Below are 16,747 nucleotides of genomic sequence, written 5' to 3'. Positions count from 1 at the left end.
TTTTAGTTTGTGGATGTTTTTTTCTTCTCCCATGGAGTAAGCTCGGTGATACGACAAGTAAGGTCTAAGCGGTCATTGTAGGCTCCAACCTGCAAATCTCCTTTGGCATTGATACCTGCCTTAGCCTGCACCCAATCAGCCTTTTGTGCATCGAATTGCATAAAACGAACCCAAGTGTAGGAATAGTTTTCTCCGTCCTTCTCGCTACTATAGGCTGAGAACATGGTGTACGGCTTGCCCTTCTTGTCGGTTTTTACTTCAACTTGTTTGCCGATTGTTCCTCGGAACTCGATGCTACCAGTAATGGCATCCTGGTTTCCTGCATTGAAACTGTTTACTCCTGAAGCAGAGAGATTAAGATAAAGCACTTCTCCCTTCTTGTGGAATTGCAGAACTCCTGCCACCTCTACACGAGAACCTACAGGATAGTTGACCAGTTCTGCTTGGTTATTACCATCTTTGGCAACGCTGATTTCTACAGTCTGATTGATACCAGACTTGGCAGGAATCACCACACTGATACCGAAAGAGATAAACTGCTTGCCTTCTTTGTTGGCACGCATCTGCGCTTGGCGAGATATGGTGCCACATACGGTTACATTACATTTGATCATAATAAACGCATTTATTGTTTTACTTCTTTATTTGATTTGAACAGATTCTTGTCTGTCTTGCTGATTGTCCATTCCTTTTTGATAGTTCTGGGACATCTGCTGTGATACCACTGCAGCTTGTATGATAGAAGCAACACCTCGTCGCTTGTCATCATCACTAAGACTGGCATTGCTAAGTGTCTGCCGAAGCTTTGCCAATTCTGCATTGGTGAGTTCCCTTGTAAACTGAATGGTTCCGTTATCTACATGGAGAGCTGGCTTCCCATCTTGAATGTTAATGGAACAAGTTTTATAAGAGGGAAGGAGCGACGAGAGGTCGATGGTTTTGCTTACAACCGCATCGGTCACTTGCTGCATTTTCTCTTCTTTGCTCTTGTTGTCTATCTGTAATGCAAGAACCATAAGGGACGAGAACATGGTCATAGCCATATCTATGATAGGGTCACCACTTGGCATACTCACACCACTATCCTCAGACGAAAGTAGCTTCTTCATCCAATCTTCCGGACTCTGTTGTACTTCGGGCTTTTCGGAGGTTGGATTGTTCACCTTATATTGGGCGGTGATGTCCTTGCCATTGTGTAGTGTCTGCAACTGGATGTTGCCTTTTTGTGAGATTTCTGCGAGATAAGCAGCTGGGTCAATGTCTCGTGCTGTTCCGTCCGTAGAGACGCTTTTTACTCCAAAATGCAGATGCTCTCCAGTAGTTCTGGTGCCAGTATTACCTGTTACGCCCAAGCGCTGACCAGCGTTGACATTGTCACCGACTTTGACGGCAATACTACTCAGGTGCATATAGGTGCATTGGTACTTGCTGCCATCGTTTCTGTTGTACTCAACGGTGACAGAAAGACCACCTGCAGTATTAGGATTGTTGTTGACTTTTGTTACCTTAGCATTGTCTTCCGTTGCCAGTACATCGTCATGTTTGGCTCGTATATCAATGCCTTTGTGCATCTGTGTAGTACCTGGATTGATTGGGTCTTTTCTTGTTCCAAATGGCGATGTGACAAGCATGAACTCATTGCGTTTCAATGGATAAGAGTAGTTCTGCTCATCTGAAACTATTGATGCAGGTGCAGAAGCATTTAGGTCTGTATTGTGACGAGGATTTGTTTCTGTGCCAAAGGTCTTGCCTTGTGCTTTCATTTCCTGCATGACCATCTGGTCATACTTCTGCAGGTTGTTCTTTTCGATGATGCTTTGAAGACTTGAAGCGTACTTCTTGTTTGAGGCATAACCGGAGTTTTGCAGTCCTTTAGTCCATCCCTTGTAGTCATCGGGAGATAGTTTGAAGAGTGAACTGTATCGCTTGTTACCTTTCAGGAACTGGGAATGATGTTCATACGAGTCGCCGACAGAGGCATATTGACAGAATTTCTCATTGGGGCGGTCATCGGTATATACCAGGTACTTCCCACCGTTCTGAATCCAACCAGAGGTAGCCTTGATGCCGAAATGATTGTTTCCCTTTCGTGATAATTCACTCTGTCCGCTTGCGCTCTCACAAATGCCTTGAGCAAGTGTGACAGAAGCAGGTATGCCATATCTGCGCATTTGCTCCATGGCATACTCTGCATATTGTTTTACATATTCTTGGTTTTTGGACATGATCTTTACATGTTATCTATGCATTCCTGATGAATTTTTCTGTTCTTGGTGAGGTTTTTCTTCCTTTGAGGGAGATGCTTCCTCTTTGTTGCGTTTGGGAGATTCCAACTGGTCGCAGATGCCAACACGTTCACCTTCACGGATGAGTTTTGGCAAATAGGTGTCAAGAGCGTGATATGGGAACCCTGCCATAGCCAGAGGCTTGCCGTCTGCATCCTTGGTTCGGGAACTTTTGGTTAGTGTGATGCCCAGAATTTTTGAAGCTTTCTCTGCATCCTGACAATAGGTTTCATAGAAATCACCACAACGGAATAGCAACACAGCATCGGGATGTTTGGCTTTGAGGTCATAGAATTGTTTTAACATCGGACTTATGGCGACCACTGCAGCTGCCTTTGTCTCGGCTTTAGTCTTCTCTTCCTTTGCCTTTTCTTCCTTCTGCTTCTGTTCTTTATTTTCTGGAGTTTCCTCTTTCTGTTCCTCCACGGTCTTGTCTTCCTCCTGTTGAGTGGTATTCTGCTTGACTTCATTGCTCTGCGCTTCCTGCTCTGATTTTTCAGTGCCTACGGCTACCGCATCTGTGCGGTCTTTGCGTAGAACATCGGCAAAAAGGCTGGCTGCAAGATATTTTTTGTAGTCCTGCATATTCTCTGCAAGCCACATACGTTGCCACTGTGACGGTGAAATCTCACGAGGTTTGAGCTTTTCTCCATTTACTGTAGGCATACAGAGGATGACACTTGGCTGATTCTCCGTCTCTTTGGTTTTGAAGATGTTGACACGCTGGATTTTCTCCACCTCTTCGGCAGGAACGTTGCTCTTGAAGAGGTCAACCTTCATTTCCGGCTTATTGGAAGCTTCCATGTAGTATTTCTGTGCCATGTCTTGGCGCATGGTGTCTGAGACTTCTTCATCACCTTGCTTGACTGTGGTGAAGAACAGATTGACATCTGCCTTATCGGGATAGACGCAGAAGGCTCTCTCATTCTCAGCTTTCAGGTAGAGTGCCCATTTGCCATTATCATCACGTAGCATCAGTACCTTATCAAAATCCACAGCACCGGAGCGTCTCACTGCATCTGATACATCGAGGAGTGTGATTGTTTCCAAATTCCATTTGTTGAGTCGAGCTACAGAAACTGCTTTCCCGTCAAAGAAGCTATCGTCGGGTCGGTAGCCCATGGAACCATCGACATTATAGAATGTGACGGTATCATAGCCTTCTTTTTGCAAAGCGTGCTCGATACGGTCTTTTCTCATACCAGGAATGTCGCTGTCAAAGCCTAAAGACGCACCTTCGGGAAGTACAACATCTGCCATTTTACCATCTGCGTCTTTTACGATGACAAACTCTTTCGTGGACTTGTTGGGAAGATTCCTGATTTCGTCTGCTACATAGTAATGCTTGGGCAGGATGCTCTTAATGGTATCTGCCTGATTTCTGGCAGTCTTGCTGTTCAATTCAATCTTTTCGCCACGTTCTGCCTTGTGGAGCATATCGACGGCATTGTTGACATCCCTCTCCAGTATATCAATGAGACAAGGGTTTTCTTTCAGCTCTCTTGCCCAATAGTCTGTCATCACCATGCTTTCTGGTGAGAGTTTGGCTGAAACGCCTAACTCCTGAAGTTTTACAGCGGTGGCTACTTCTGTAATCAAACGTTCTTGCTTGATGGCATCTTCGGCTGATGCTTTGCCATTCTTTATTATCATGCCTTCACGAGCCAGTCGCTGCCCGTGACCGGTAGCAGTGACAAGTAGCGATACGGCATCACGGGCATAATCCTCATAGTGTTCGTAGGATGATGCTTTTGGCAGGAAGACAATGTCTTTCTTGCTGTCGTAATGTGCTACACCTGTGGAGTCGCTGCGTATTTCGACCATGTTCTCACGTGCTTTGTCCAAAAGATTTTCTACGCCTTGGCGAATGGCGGTGGAGGCAGACTCGACATCATTGCGGTCGCTTAGTCTGCCGTGTTCCTGAACAGTGGCTTCATAAGCGGTCTTGTCAACCATTGGCAAGGTTGTCTGCTCGATGTTGAATAAGGCACGTACTTCACGGCTCCTGATGCCTTTGTAGTCGGCTTGCTTCTCAGAAGGGAGTGCCTGGTAGTCGGCACGGCTGATTTTGTCTTCAGGATTGTGCTTGTTGACATATTCGTTCCAGTTGTACCACAAAAATGGCACTCCTTTTTCTTTTGATTGAACAGACTCGCCACGTTTCTTTGCTTCCGAAAAGAGCGTATATTGGTTGGTTTTGTAGTTGTTTTGGGCTGCGTGCATTCCCAAGACGATGGCATTGAAGGCTGATACCTGCAAATGCTTCTGGTAGAGTGCAGGAGCTTTGCGACCATCATTAGTCAACCATATACCGTTATTTTCTTTGGCTTTCTTGAACGCATTGGTGAATAACTCAACTTGACGTTCTGCTGCCATCTTTTCTTGTTGATTCTTTTCTGTCATAGATATATTTATTTGTTATCCTGTTATCTTTGTGCAAGTGGTCTCTCGACGATTGTCTGCCGTTCACCAGCCTCGTATTTCTCGGATGCTATCTGTCGCATCTGGTCATTCTTTGCCAGCACAGCATTGGCAAGAGTATTGAGAGGTAATGCGCCTTGCCGGTAAGCGTCCACGACTTTTTCAGGTAGAGCTATGGTGCATGGCACTCTGTCTATGGTTGCAATCAAACAGTTGGCTCTTATCTCTGGATTCTGGATGCGGACATTCAGCGGTTCTTCTGGATAAATGCGGTAATTGACTCTGCTATCCGTTGCCTGAGGATGTTCCTGCGCCTTGAAGTTGTCCAGGGATTCATGTCCTGCTTTGTTCAAGAGGTTCATACCTCCCATACCGATGAGTACCATTTTGAGTATTGGATTCCTGACGAACATTCCTGCTACGATACTTGCTATTGGCATCATGTTGTCCTTGATGTTTATCGACTTGGTTTTGCCAGTGAACATGCCTACGAGCATGTCGGGGAGCATTGCCAAGACATAGCCAAGGTTGTGTCCGATGTCGCTGATACCATTCAGTCCGAAAGATGTTAGAAGTCCCTGCCAGCCATCCATATTGGTCTGCTCTGGTTGTGTATTCTCGGCTTCGTCGTCAGATTGCTGTATTTCTTCTTTGGGGGCCTCCTCTGGTGGCATGTCTTTAACGGCTTGTGTCTTGTCCTTCGTGGGCTTCTGTTCCGATTGTTTCTTCTTTTCCTGCTGAGCTCGTCTGTATTCTTCTTTGCCAGGGGCGATAATCAGAGGAACATCAGAGCGGTCTTCTAGTTTTTCACCAAGATGAGTGACAAGCATGTCGCTTCCAACCCATGTGGCTGCTGTCTTCAAACCTCCACCAAATCCTCCCATACAGGCAAGGTCTGCGACCGAACCGATGGCTATGCCAGCGTTTTTCTCCCAAGCAGAGGGATTGTAACGTTTCTCTGCTTCTGCGTCCATTTTGCGTTCCAATGGTGACTTGGCCATTTCCTGCGGTAGGTAGAATATGGTACTTGTTGCAGCCTTTCTCATGATGTAGTCGATGGACGATTTCGGAATCTTGTCCTTTATCATCTTGTCGATCATCTTCTGTTCCATGGCTGCGTTGACAATAATATGCTGTCGCTTCAACTCTTTCTTGACCATCTCAATATAGTCTTCTGTGGTCTTGGAAGTCCATTTGCCAGTATATCTGAGCGTGTCGTTGTGTGCCTGAATGGAAGTCATTCCTCCATCGGGACCAGCGGCTGCTGCCATCAAGCCTGCAAACGAGGTGGAGTGCTCTCTCAGCTCATCGGCTTGCTTGTTCTGTAGGTCACTCCGAACTTTATTCATTATCGGAATGACCTTTGTTCTGAAAATCTTATCTTGACCGGATTCTGCCATAGCTTTTTCGTTTACAAGTTTAATTGATTGAGTATTTGCTCTCTGGTTTGCTCAATGGCGTTGTGATATACTTCCATCTGTTTTGGAAAGTACTCTTCCAACCATTCATCCTTTTCGATGTTGTCGTTGATGAACTTGATAGCCAGACTTCGTTCTATCTCAATGGCAGCTTCGCCTTTCTCACTATTGTTGAACCATGCCTTTGTCCACCATCTGTGACCTGATTTGTCGGGATAGACACTTACCAGTCGTGGTATATCGAAGCTTTGCACATCAATGTCGAGTTCTGCCAGAGGGTCAACTATACCGCTCGTCGCTATTGCCCGGTCTTGTGCTTTTTTTTTCGATGGCACTCATGCTTGACAGAAAAATCTGGTGGCGCAAGGCGAGATAGTTGAGAAAATCACCTATAAGGAGATTCTGAACTCGTTCTGCTATAGGGATGCTTCTTGTTCCCATGCCCAATGGGTTGGCCATTGACGGTATGGTTTCGTAGAAGTAATTCTTAATTGCCGACATTGTGAAGATATTGCGTAGCGCAAGTTCGGTGTGCTCTGGCAGTGCATAGATTCCTTGACTCATATCGCTCATGTAGTCTGGAAAGAAGCGCATCATCAGATTTTCAATTTCCTTCTGATCTTTGTCATACATGGTATGTACATCCATATCCAATGTTACAAACTGAGGCACTGCACCAGGCTTGCCGTTCTGTTCCATCACTTTCAGATTGCTATAGATCATAGTGAGGAACTCCAACGGATTGAGTTCTTCGCCCTTGTACTTGACTTCTACATGGAGGGAGTCGGCACTGACGGCTATGACTTGCCCTGCCTTGACCTCCTTGCCGTAGTTGGCAAATACGTTGCTAAGGTGGGCGTATGTTACTTCGTAGTCTCCATATCGGGTTACTTGATAGATGCCGTGGATAGCATCGTTGCCCAAGCCTGTTACCTTGCCCATGGCTACTGCCGAGAGCAAGTAGTTCTTGACTTTGAAGTCAACTCCATGATGGAAAAACGGTTCTGCGGTTTGGGGATGCTTTTGCTTGCCGTAGCCTAAAATCATGGTCACCTCTCCGTTTCTTTCCTCGAATGGCATGCAATAGCCACTCTCGGATTGCAGTATCATTTCTTGTGTATAGTGCATTATGTAACACTTTGTTACAGTGTGCGTTATCTTCGCCCGCTTACAGTATTTATTTACTCAGCTTCTTGATGCTTTCCCTCTTCCTTATTGTTGCTTGCCATCCGGTTGTTATTGCCACCAAGTACACTTGATAGATTAGCGTTGTTGCCAATCATCATCATGCCAAGAACGGCTCCTGCTATTTTGCCTAACCATCCGAAGCGACCGAATACAAGTAGGGAGGAGACGACCAGCCCAATGAGGCTAAGTCCAGATACATTGCCTTTGCCTATATTGCTGAAGAAATTGCTAAACATATCGCCACCATGTCCAGAGAACATGGCTCGCAGGAAGCCTGACATACCGCTCCATTTTGAATCAACGCTGCTGATAGCTCCATTTACGTTGTCTGATAGCCCCGTAACAGAGTCTTTCAGGTCTTTTACACCATTACCAATGCCTGTTACTGTATCGCCAATCATCTTGGTGGTATCTTCTCCTATGACGGCATCGCTGACTATGCCAACAACGCTTTTGTCTGTGGTGAGTTTCTCCCAACCTATGTAACCAAGACTTCCTCCGACCACTGCGCTTTTTGTGGCAGTACCAACGCCTTTTAAGGTCTGTTGAGGATGAAGCACCGCACCGCCCAATGTGTGTGCAGTTGCACTGGTCATCCTTCCTCCTAATCGAAGAGTTGATTTTAAAAATGAACCCCAACCCATAATGCTTTTTATTTCTAAATAATTGTACTATTATTTGTTATCTGATTATATTGAATCTTTACTTCAAGGTCTTGCGTTCCTTCGCCATCGTTCTTTGCATCGCTGAACAATAGTAGGTTTGTCTGCCTCAGTCCTGGCTCCGTAGTCTATTTCTGCCCATACGTCTGATAGTCTGGTGTACTTCACAGCACGTATCAGCCGTTTGAGTTTTTGGTTCATCTGCTTGAGTTTTGGACGTATGCCAAAGACTATTTCCAGACGTTGTTTCTCGGTCATTTTGGTATTGGAGATGCATACTTGCCTTACGTCATTGACTATCTCCACGCTACTCATGATAAGCTCACGATAGAGTTTGTTGCGATTGGAGGAAAGGGCTACTGCCAGAGCATTGGTCGTTTGGTGGCTGAGCTGATGGCTGTAGGTTCCAAGTTGCGCCACAAGACGGTCTATCTCGTGATAGAAGCCATAGATTTGTGCTGCATAACTGATGATGCTGTTGAACTGGTCAAGGTAGTTATTGAACTCCTTATGTAGGTTGGTTGTTGCTTCCACCTCTTCCTTTGTCCATATATGCCCAGTGGACTCTAAGAGCATCATCTCTTCCTGCTGCTTCAACTCTTTCTTTGCCTTGTCGGTATAGAGAAGTATCATACCTGCCAACACGGGGTCGTTTCCCTGAGCATGGAGAAAACTACCACCCTCCCCCTCGAAGGGAAAGATGAGAAAAAAGAAAAGTAGTATGAGAGCATAGAAACGTTTCATAAATGTTATCCTCAAAGTAGTTCTTTCTTATGGTGTTACAACTCTGGCACATCTGCGCCATCTACCCAGTGCTTGACCGGCTATCTCGGCATTGCTTCGGTCGAGCATTCCTGCCGTGACATTGTTCCAGACATCTGCCATGGTGTAATATCTTATGCTTAGACTTAGCCTTGTGAGTTTCTTGTTGAACTGTGCGAGACGGTCATTCAACTCCCAGAGGGTCTTGCTTCGCTCTGCACCCGTGAGCATGTTCTCTTTACCACCCTTGGCTATGGCATCCTTTAGTGTGGTATATACCGTGACAAGTTCTGTGGCTGTCTCGATATAGAGATTGTTCATGTTCATAGTGGCTACAACGCCTTGGGGATTGTTAGCAATTGCTTTCTTCAGATGGCACAAGTTGATGAAGATTCTTACGCCGTCATCGTAAAGCGAGGTGCAGGCTTTCAGCGTGGATGCATAGCCCGATGCTGTTTTCAGATAGTTGTTGTACTTCTTTTCCCATTTATGTATCTGGGTAAACTCGGCTGCGATGGTATTCTGCAGGAGGGCTGTCTTTTGTTGGTCTTCTATCTGATGCTTTATCTGGCCGTTTATGAGTTCGTTACCCTCTGCCAGGGCAACATATTCCAAAGGGTTGCTGGAAACAATCTGTGCATGACCTCTCTCTGGTAATAGCAAAAATGCTAATGCAATGGCTGATACGAGCACCCATCTTCTGTTATCTGTTAGTGATTTCATATATGCCTTTCCTCCTTTTGTTGTATTCTACTCGTTCACGTATAATCTTCACAACGTCTAACTTTTCCTTTACGCCATAGATGTCCAGTTGGGGATTGGTACGGTCGCCACTGAATATCCCGACTGTCTTCAATCCGAAGAACTGCTCCATGATACCACGGTTCTCGCTGAAATCCACTATTCGGTACAGCTCGATGTAGTCACTGGTTCTGGTCAATACTCCATGTTGGATAATGAGCTGCTCTGAGGTGATGATGTATCTTAGCTTGTGGAGATACAGACATTCGTAGAGCATGAAACATATAATGACGGTTCCCAGTGCCACAAATGGCATCTTGTAGGTGATGCTGTCGTGACCGGCAATAAGAAACATGGCGCAACAGATGATGAACGACATTCCTTGCGAGATGATATACTGTGCCCAATGTGGGCGAATGGTTATGATATTGAATCTTCTGATTGGGTCTGTCATATTCGTTATCGTTTAAATCCATGACGTTTGGTTTCCTCATTCTCTTCTTGGCGTTCAAAAGTCAAGTCAACACCGCCATCGTCAAATGCCGTTTCTACTACGTCGGTCGATGAGAATAGCTTCTTATCAAGCAGCTCATCGTTGAAATCCTTGTAGTCTTGCGACGGAAGTTCACGGACAACATTCACAGTTTCGAGGTTTTGGCCTTCTTGCAGATGGAGTTTATTCAGAAATGCTTCTTTGAAATCCTTCCAAGCGATACGCATTTTGTCCACCGCTTCCTGCTTGTCTTCTTTACAGATGAAGTGAGAGTAGTGATATTCCAAAGCCAAATCATTTGCACTATCGTATGTGAGATACAGTTTTCGCAAGTCATCGGGGAGCAAGTCGTAATTATCGTCATCGAAATTCAAAAGTTCTTTCGTAGTCTTTGGTAGTTTATCGTAACTTTCCATGAACTCTCTCATTTCGTTCGGTACATTCTCAGGTGCCACTATACTCCTTTTGTTGGCTATATCTATGAAGTTTGCCACAAACTGCCTTCCTGCAATGTCTCTGTCAAAACCGAGGTGGAAGGTGGCTTGTGGTGCTGCTTTCAATAGACCTTGTATCTGTCCGTAGCTTGGATTGCCTCCAGTAGAGACATAAACCGCTGCTTTCAAATCTTGTCGTCCTTCCTTGTCCAGTCCGGATTCTTTGCGCATCTGAAGCTGGTAAAATGCCATGGCATCGTATGCACTTTCAAAGACATATACTCTTTGCGCATCTTTGAGGGAGGTGTTCTTTGGACTTGCTATCCAAACACCTTCACTGGCGTTTGTACCTGTTGCCATGCCTTTTCGGGCAGAACCATCCTTTCGAGGATAGCCTCTCTCCTCTAAGCCTACACATTTGTCTGGTTGCCCAGGAATGTGCATAGGGAAGGAGAGATTCTTATATATGCTGCCATCTTTGGCGGTTTTCGACGCAAGGAAAAAGCTGTGATGGAAAGCACAACGGGTGGCGAAATCAATTCCTCTTGACTTGAAGAATGCGTAGAACGGCTTCTGTGACTCGAAGTCTTTGGGATTGAAACGGTCAATCTTGTAGTCATTGATGTCAAATGGCTTGCTGTTGACAGTAGGATTATGCACGTCCTGACTCCGATGTTCTACCGGGATGTTTAGCAGGCGTTGGCAGACTTTATGGACAAGGGCTGATTCCTTCATGCCATACTTGTACTCCTTGAAAAGGTCTGGATGCTCCCAGATGAAGGAGGTAACAGAGTAGAGCTTGATGGTTGGCGGCTTGAAACAGCAGTTTTTGTTGGGCATGACAATGTATTTGTCACCACTGATTCTTTTTCCGTCGCTGTCCAGGCGTACATATGCAGGATAGCGCAAGCCATCACGCTTGTAAAACGTGTAGCCTGCGTCCTCCAATACTTCCTTGATATTTATACGGTTTCTGTATTCTGCAAATGTCTGTTCGTCTGTCATCTCATTTTATTTCTATTGTTGTTTATCTGCCATGACCTAAGCCAACACCGTGCTCTCCAGCATTGAGTCCTGCATCAAAGGCTCTTGAAGCAAGGTCTTGCGGTGAATCAACGCTGCCCTTGAAATATACATGTGGTCCATGGGCATGATGGTGTTCTACGAATACTGCCGGTGCAGGACGGTCTCTGCCCAGTTCGCTCATAACGGCAAGTCCTGCAAGGAGGGCTCCTCCAATCTGTGCACCGATGTTCTTTCCTTCTCCAGGGATGGTTTTCATATCCACTTCTTTGAAGATATGTGAGAAGAGCTTCATACGGTGATAGTCATCGATGGCCATGAACTTGTCGTACTGCTTTTGAGTAATCTCATGGCTGATGCTTTCTCCGTTGATGACGGCTGTCATGCGATACTTGGCGTTGCCTTTCTCGTCTTTCTGAATCTCACCTTGCTCATTACGCAATGGCTCTACCTTGATGTCGTCAACCTGGACTTCTCTGCCATGCTTGCCTTCACGGAACCAACCCTTGTTTTCGTTCTGTTCATAAAGGCTATTGCCGTCAACATGGGCTACGCTACGGTCTTCTGGCTCGATAGTTATCTGGTCATTGTCGAGTGCTATTGACTGTTCTTGCACCATTTGTTGGCGATTACAGAGTTCTGCCTCCACCTCTGAATTGAGTTTCAGGCTGATTTGCTCTTTTGAATTGAGCATATCCATCGTCAACTTATCCTGAAAATCGTTCTTTATGACATTGTTGATGATGTCGATGCGCTTTTGGATGGGGACTTCCTTGATGGAATTGTTGGTCAGCTTCTTTACTTCCTCTTCGGTGAGGTCATAGACAAAGTCTTGCTTGGTAGCAGAGGACTGAATGGTCAGTGTCTTGTTGGCTGCATCAACGATGATGCCGTGGGAAGACAGACATTCCTGCCACTTGTCATTGCTGAAATAGACCTTGAAGGTGATAAGTTCGTTGTATGGCTTGGCTGGTTCTTTAGGGCGTGTACGAACTTCCACTGGCGTAATGACAGATTGCAAGTCTGCCAACACATCCTGCGAAGGTTGCTGTACCATGTTTTGTTGACCGCCTTTATAGTAGAAGCCGTAGCCACCATTCTGCATTTCGCCTGGTTTCATTCTGCCGTCAGGACGTTCTGGTACGATAGGAGCACCTTGCATAAACATAGCTCCTCCGACTCGCCGCATGTGGAATCCTTCTTGACATCGTGGAGTCCAACCGAGGAAGCGTCCATGATACGGATCCATCATCATGTGGGCGCAACGTCTGTTCCATGGCAGTCTGCCGTATTCACCAACGCCTATACGGTAGCCGTGAAGTCCCATGGCAACACGACCGTTGGCGTTTCTGGCATGAACGAAGTCACGAGGCATGTAGAAATCGTTCTTTACGAGTTCTGCAACTGTGTTGTATGCTCGCTTGTTAGCTGAGATAGCTCCCCAGTCAACCAATGCCCTATGCTGCTGTGGCGTGATGGCGTATGTGAGCAGAGGTAAATCGTGACCTTGGACGGCTAACTGATAACCTTCTCCTTGTCTGATGATATGCGCTTGCATACCATTCTTGCGAAGGATAGCTTGTAATTCAGGAGCCAAGTCTCTGCCTACTGGTAATGCATTTGATCTGATAGACATATTCTAATGCTTTTTGTTGGTTGTGTACAGTGTGTTTATTCGCCAGCTTCAATCTGCTCACCTTTCCAATCGACAAATTCTTCTGCCGATTCCTCGTTGACTACAAGGTTCTTCTCTTTACAGTATGCGGTGTATTCTTCCTGCCATTCTGGTGAGTGATGGTTGATGTAGTCAAGCCAGCCATATTCTCCGCTCTGGAATTTCTCCACAAGCACATCTTCTGGATAGTACTTTACATTTGCCATGAAATCTTGTTTTATTGGTTAATACTTTGGGTTATCGCTGCATCATGCGCATACCCAGTTTCTTTTGCTCATTCCACATCTCTTCGGTATAGTTCTCTTCTGGGATGTAATCGAGATTGCCATTCTCGTCCATTGTCCAACAACCGAAGATGCCGAAGTTGAATTTATCCCAGTCACGCTTTGCTTCTCGCTTCCAGACAAGTTCGTTACCTGCTGCGAAGCGGATGCCGGTGTTTGAGTTAAGGTCGATACCGATGGTCTGTTCCTCCTCATCATCAATTATGGTGAGAACGTCGCCATTTTGCAACTTCTGCATTTCTGTACCAGTGAGGCGGTAACGGTCTGCTACATATTGGATGTTTCTGCCGATGACAGGTGTGGGTACGCTAAGTACTTGTTTGCTTTCAGGGTCAAGCTGGAAGAAACACTTGATTCCGAGTTCGTTGCCAACTTCGTTGCTCTCCAGATGACCGACTATAGGTTTTCCTGCGAGGAGATTCTTTTCCTGCAGCTCGTTGAAGAGTTTCAAACCAAACTCATCGAGCTGTGGATAGAAGAGAACATCAACGCCACCTTTGACTGTTCTCACAAGGCTGAATCTAGTTCGTGCCTTGACTTCTTCACCATCGTCGGCTGTGATATGGACTGGCAAGACTGGAGACTTGCGTCCGTTGTGGATGTTCTGAAGGACATCGGTGGGCAAATCATCAATCATTGCCTGAGTGAGTCCGAAACGTTCAAGGATGTCGTAAGGCATCTCGTTCTCATCGAAATTGTAATTCATTTGCTTTTTGTTTTTACGTTTTATATCTGGTGGCTTATACGAAAACATTAATTCGTAAAGCCAATCCGACAACAAAATTACATTGTATATGCAGAAGATGTAGAAGAGCCACCTTAGTATCGTAGAAGTTTTATAAATAGTTATGAAAGAAGTATGATTATTCTTCAATTATCATACTATTAGCATAAATAAAGTTAGATAGAGAAGGGAATTGTAGTTCTTTTCGTATAGTTCTGTTGAGTCTGATTACCTTTGTAGCATGAAAGCTATAAAGTTGCCAATATTGATACTGACGTTTATATTCTGTTCGTCTGTTGCACATGCCCAATTCAACACGATTGGATATGTGAAGAAGCATCATGTCTATAAAAAGAAAAATCCACAAGAAACAAATGAAATTGCTCCTGTGGACTCAATTGCGAAATCTGATTCTTTACCCAAGAAAGTAGCACATGAGATTCATCCACATCTGAATGCTTCATTTCCATTGAAAAGCATTCGAATCAATTCAAAGTATGGAATGCGTAACCATCCAGTGATGCACAAAGCAATTATGCACAATGGCGTGGATTTCGCAGCTCATTACGAAAAGGTGTTCTCTATGTTTCCTGGTGAGGTTATTGGAGTTGGACAAGACTTTCGTTCTGGAAAGTTTGTGATGGTAAGGACAGGTGCCTATACTATTAGTTATTGCCATCTATCTTCGTTTTGGGTAACAAAAGGTATGTATGTCAATGCAGGAGAAACACTAGGATTATCTGGCAACTCTGGTATGTCAACTGGTCCCCATCTGCATCTGACAACAAAAAAGGATGGCAAGGCGTTTGACCCTGTCATACTTCTAGAGTATGTGAAATATTTGCTTAGTTTAAAAGTATAATTAGGTTTATTGTCATCCATCTTAGTCCATGTAAATGTAGTTTGATTCTTTTTAGTTGTTTAGTTATTACCTTTGCACCACAATAAACTTTATATTTAAATAAACATATGAAAATGAAGAGATTTAGTTTTGTTGCTCTCATTTGTGGAGCTCTTTGCTTAACTTCTTGTGGTGCTTTCAAAAGCTATGTTGCCAGCTATTCTGTTGGACTTAGTACTGTAGAGAGCCCTGCTGATGCAAAGCAACAATTTGGTGAAACAAAGGTTGTGACTTTCAATGAAGAAGGAGTCAGTAAGTACCGTTATGAAGACGATTACATTGACATCGTTTGGTTTGTTGGTTCAAAACAATTCAACTTTACCCTCAAAAACAAATCTGGCCATACTCTCAAAATCAATTGGGATGACATTAGTTATGTTGACACCAAAGGTCAAGTGGGTCGAGTTATGCACGCAGGTGTAAAATATACTGAGAGAATAATTCTCAGCCAGCAACTACTGTTCCCAAGGGTGCAAGCATTTCTGATATTCTTCTTCCTACAGAGAATGTCTATTTTGTGTCTGGTCAATATGGTGGTTGGAGAGAAAACTATCTGATTCCATGTATTTATAAGACTCCTGAAGATTTTAATGCAGGAGCATCTTCACTTGTCGGTAAAACTATGACTATAATGATGCCTATCATGATTGAGAATGTTCAGAATGATTACACGTTCACATTCAACATTGATAAACTCTTGAATGCAGCATCAAAGTAAATAAGTGAATGGCTGCCTACACTTGTATAGGCAGCCATTTATTTATGAAATATGTTATTCAGAACTTAACAATGTCCATGTCAGACAGTTTAGACCACCGCCACTATTTGTGCTTACATCTGGATTCTCAAGAATTTGAGTCATATCACAATCAATAAGCTCAACTTTATAAGAAGAACCAAACGCTTTCTGAATCTGGTGTATAGCAGCTTTGTCGAGTTCTTCCCAATCTAATTTGGGTACAATAATATGTTTCCCAACTTGCAGGAAATTAATGTAGCCCCAGCTTTTAGATTTCAAGAGGCTCCACATCTTGGTTCCTTTGATTCCATCAATATCCCCGAAGTGAAGACGTTCAATATCAAAGAAAGCTTTCAAAGGTTCGCTTAGACGTTCTTCATCGTCCAAATCACAGTAATTTGTAATCAGGACTTTACCTTCCGAGATATATCTAATCATACCATCTGCATGTCCAATAGGATTCTCATCTTTCCCTTCCCATTCAATCAGGATAAGACGAATCTGATTATCAAAAAAATGGTTCCACTAGTCTGAAAGTTCTTCTATTGAGATATTGTTTTCATTCAAGACTTTGTTACACATAATGATTGTCGGCTTGCCAAACTTGTCGATAGCCTTTATCACATTACCTCCATCAAGAACTATAGGGATGGTAATTATGTCAAAATTCAAATTTTCTACCTTTCGAGTATGGACTTTGTGCAATAACCAGTTTGTAATGTAAGTCTTCTGGTCGCTTAGATAATCTGGACTATAGGTATAGTTTAGAAAGAGATTTTTAGTCAGTTGCACAGGCATGTAATCTCTCGCCCAGATGTCACGAGTATTATACAGTTCATAGTGTTTCAAGTTCTTAACAGACTCTTTTAAAGCACTATATAACTTTTCTCTTAACAGAGAGTCCAAACCGCTGCTCTCTGCTGGAAGAAGACTGGAATAACAAACCATGTTGGTCATGCTATCAGTTATAAAATTATCTTTTGATATGATCATCATA

The 16,747-nt window shown here is 44.2% G+C and carries 18 protein-coding genes; 2 read left to right on the top strand and 16 right to left on the bottom strand.

The annotated features are described in order from the left end of the window. Nucleotides 1-2 precede the first annotated feature (2 nt). From HPS57_RS13385 to HPS57_RS13320, 14 genes are all read right to left on the bottom strand, one after another. Nucleotides 3-614: a hypothetical protein gene (locus tag HPS57_RS13385; RefSeq protein ID WP_172183956.1), complete on the bottom strand. Its 612-nt coding sequence runs from the start codon at nt 612-614 to the stop codon at nt 3-5. Between the two features lie 27 nt (nt 615-641). Further along, on the bottom strand, nt 642-2,225 hold the full coding sequence (locus HPS57_RS13380; protein WP_172183953.1) for a glucosaminidase domain-containing protein: 1,584 nt from the start codon (nt 2,223-2,225) through the stop codon (nt 642-644). A gap of 12 nt (nt 2,226-2,237) precedes the next feature. Further along, nucleotides 2,238-4,688, bottom strand: a complete 2,451-nt coding sequence (locus HPS57_RS13375) for a MutS N-terminal domain-containing protein (protein WP_172183950.1) — start codon at nt 4,686-4,688, stop codon at nt 2,238-2,240. Nucleotides 4,689-4,711: 23 nt separating this feature from the next. Continuing rightward, nucleotides 4,712-6,106 (bottom strand): hypothetical protein, encoded by a 1,395-nt coding sequence (locus HPS57_RS13370; RefSeq protein WP_172183948.1) that lies wholly within the window; start codon nt 6,104-6,106, stop codon nt 4,712-4,714. Nucleotides 6,107-6,117: 11 nt separating this feature from the next. Then, complete coding sequence (locus HPS57_RS13365; RefSeq protein WP_172184006.1) at nt 6,118-6,399, bottom strand: hypothetical protein; 282 nt, start codon at nt 6,397-6,399, stop codon at nt 6,118-6,120. 4 nt (nt 6,400-6,403) lie between these two features. After that, the gene (locus tag HPS57_RS13360; RefSeq protein WP_172183946.1) at nt 6,404-7,252 is read right to left on the bottom strand and encodes a M23 family metallopeptidase; all 849 of its coding nucleotides are present in this window, start codon (nt 7,250-7,252) and stop codon (nt 6,404-6,406) included. A 53-nt stretch (nt 7,253-7,305) separates the two neighbouring features. Beyond that, nucleotides 7,306-7,956, bottom strand: a complete 651-nt coding sequence (locus tag HPS57_RS13355) for a hypothetical protein (RefSeq protein WP_172183944.1) — start codon at nt 7,954-7,956, stop codon at nt 7,306-7,308. Nucleotides 7,957-8,019: 63 nt separating this feature from the next. Next, nucleotides 8,020-8,607, bottom strand: a complete 588-nt coding sequence (locus tag HPS57_RS13350; protein WP_253946582.1) for a hypothetical protein — start codon at nt 8,605-8,607, stop codon at nt 8,020-8,022. 138 nt (nt 8,608-8,745) lie between these two features. Further along, complete coding sequence (locus HPS57_RS13345; RefSeq protein ID WP_172183942.1) at nt 8,746-9,459, bottom strand: hypothetical protein; 714 nt, start codon at nt 9,457-9,459, stop codon at nt 8,746-8,748. Beyond that, nucleotides 9,440-9,931: a PH domain-containing protein gene (locus HPS57_RS13340; RefSeq protein WP_172183940.1), complete on the bottom strand. Its 492-nt coding sequence runs from the start codon at nt 9,929-9,931 to the stop codon at nt 9,440-9,442. The genes HPS57_RS13345 and HPS57_RS13340 overlap by 20 nt, the downstream gene beginning before the upstream one ends. 5 nt (nt 9,932-9,936) lie before the next feature. Continuing rightward, the gene (locus tag HPS57_RS13335; protein ID WP_172183938.1) at nt 9,937-11,409 is read right to left on the bottom strand and encodes a toprim domain-containing protein; all 1,473 of its coding nucleotides are present in this window, start codon (nt 11,407-11,409) and stop codon (nt 9,937-9,939) included. A 22-nt stretch (nt 11,410-11,431) separates the two neighbouring features. Further along, nucleotides 11,432-13,063, bottom strand: coding sequence for a hypothetical protein (locus HPS57_RS13330; protein ID WP_172183936.1), 1,632 nt, complete (start codon nt 13,061-13,063; stop codon nt 11,432-11,434). A 35-nt stretch (nt 13,064-13,098) separates the two neighbouring features. Beyond that, nucleotides 13,099-13,308: a hypothetical protein gene (locus HPS57_RS13325; RefSeq protein ID WP_172183934.1), complete on the bottom strand. Its 210-nt coding sequence runs from the start codon at nt 13,306-13,308 to the stop codon at nt 13,099-13,101. A 31-nt stretch (nt 13,309-13,339) separates the two neighbouring features. After that, on the bottom strand, nt 13,340-14,092 hold the full coding sequence (locus HPS57_RS13320) for a DUF4099 domain-containing protein (RefSeq protein ID WP_172183932.1): 753 nt from the start codon (nt 14,090-14,092) through the stop codon (nt 13,340-13,342). Nucleotides 14,093-14,351: 259 nt separating this feature from the next. On the opposite strand from HPS57_RS13320, the gene HPS57_RS13315 reads away from it, so the two are divergent. Next, nucleotides 14,352-14,972 (top strand): M23 family metallopeptidase, encoded by a 621-nt coding sequence (locus tag HPS57_RS13315; protein WP_172183930.1) that lies wholly within the window; start codon nt 14,352-14,354, stop codon nt 14,970-14,972. A gap of 107 nt (nt 14,973-15,079) precedes the next feature. Beyond that, entirely contained in the window at nt 15,080-15,568 is a 489-nt protein-coding gene (locus HPS57_RS13310) for a hypothetical protein (RefSeq protein ID WP_172183928.1), read from the top strand. Nucleotides 15,569-15,783: 215 nt separating this feature from the next. Here the strand turns inward: HPS57_RS13310 and HPS57_RS13305 are convergent, their stop codons facing one another. Together HPS57_RS13305 and HPS57_RS13300 are read right to left on the bottom strand one after the other, a co-directional pair. Then, a complete protein-coding gene (locus tag HPS57_RS13305) occupies nt 15,784-16,206 on the bottom strand; it encodes an agmatine deiminase family protein (protein ID WP_369811548.1) in 423 nt (140 codons plus the stop codon). Between the two features lie 69 nt (nt 16,207-16,275). Then, nucleotides 16,276-16,746, bottom strand: a complete 471-nt coding sequence (locus HPS57_RS13300) for a hypothetical protein (RefSeq protein WP_172183924.1) — start codon at nt 16,744-16,746, stop codon at nt 16,276-16,278. Between the last annotated feature and the right edge of the window lies 1 nt (nt 16,747).

The sequence above is a fragment of the Palleniella intestinalis genome (assembly GCF_013166595.1).
Lineage (GTDB): Bacteria > Bacteroidota > Bacteroidia > Bacteroidales > Bacteroidaceae > Prevotella > Prevotella intestinalis.
This window is presented reverse-complemented; position numbering and strand designations above follow the sequence as displayed.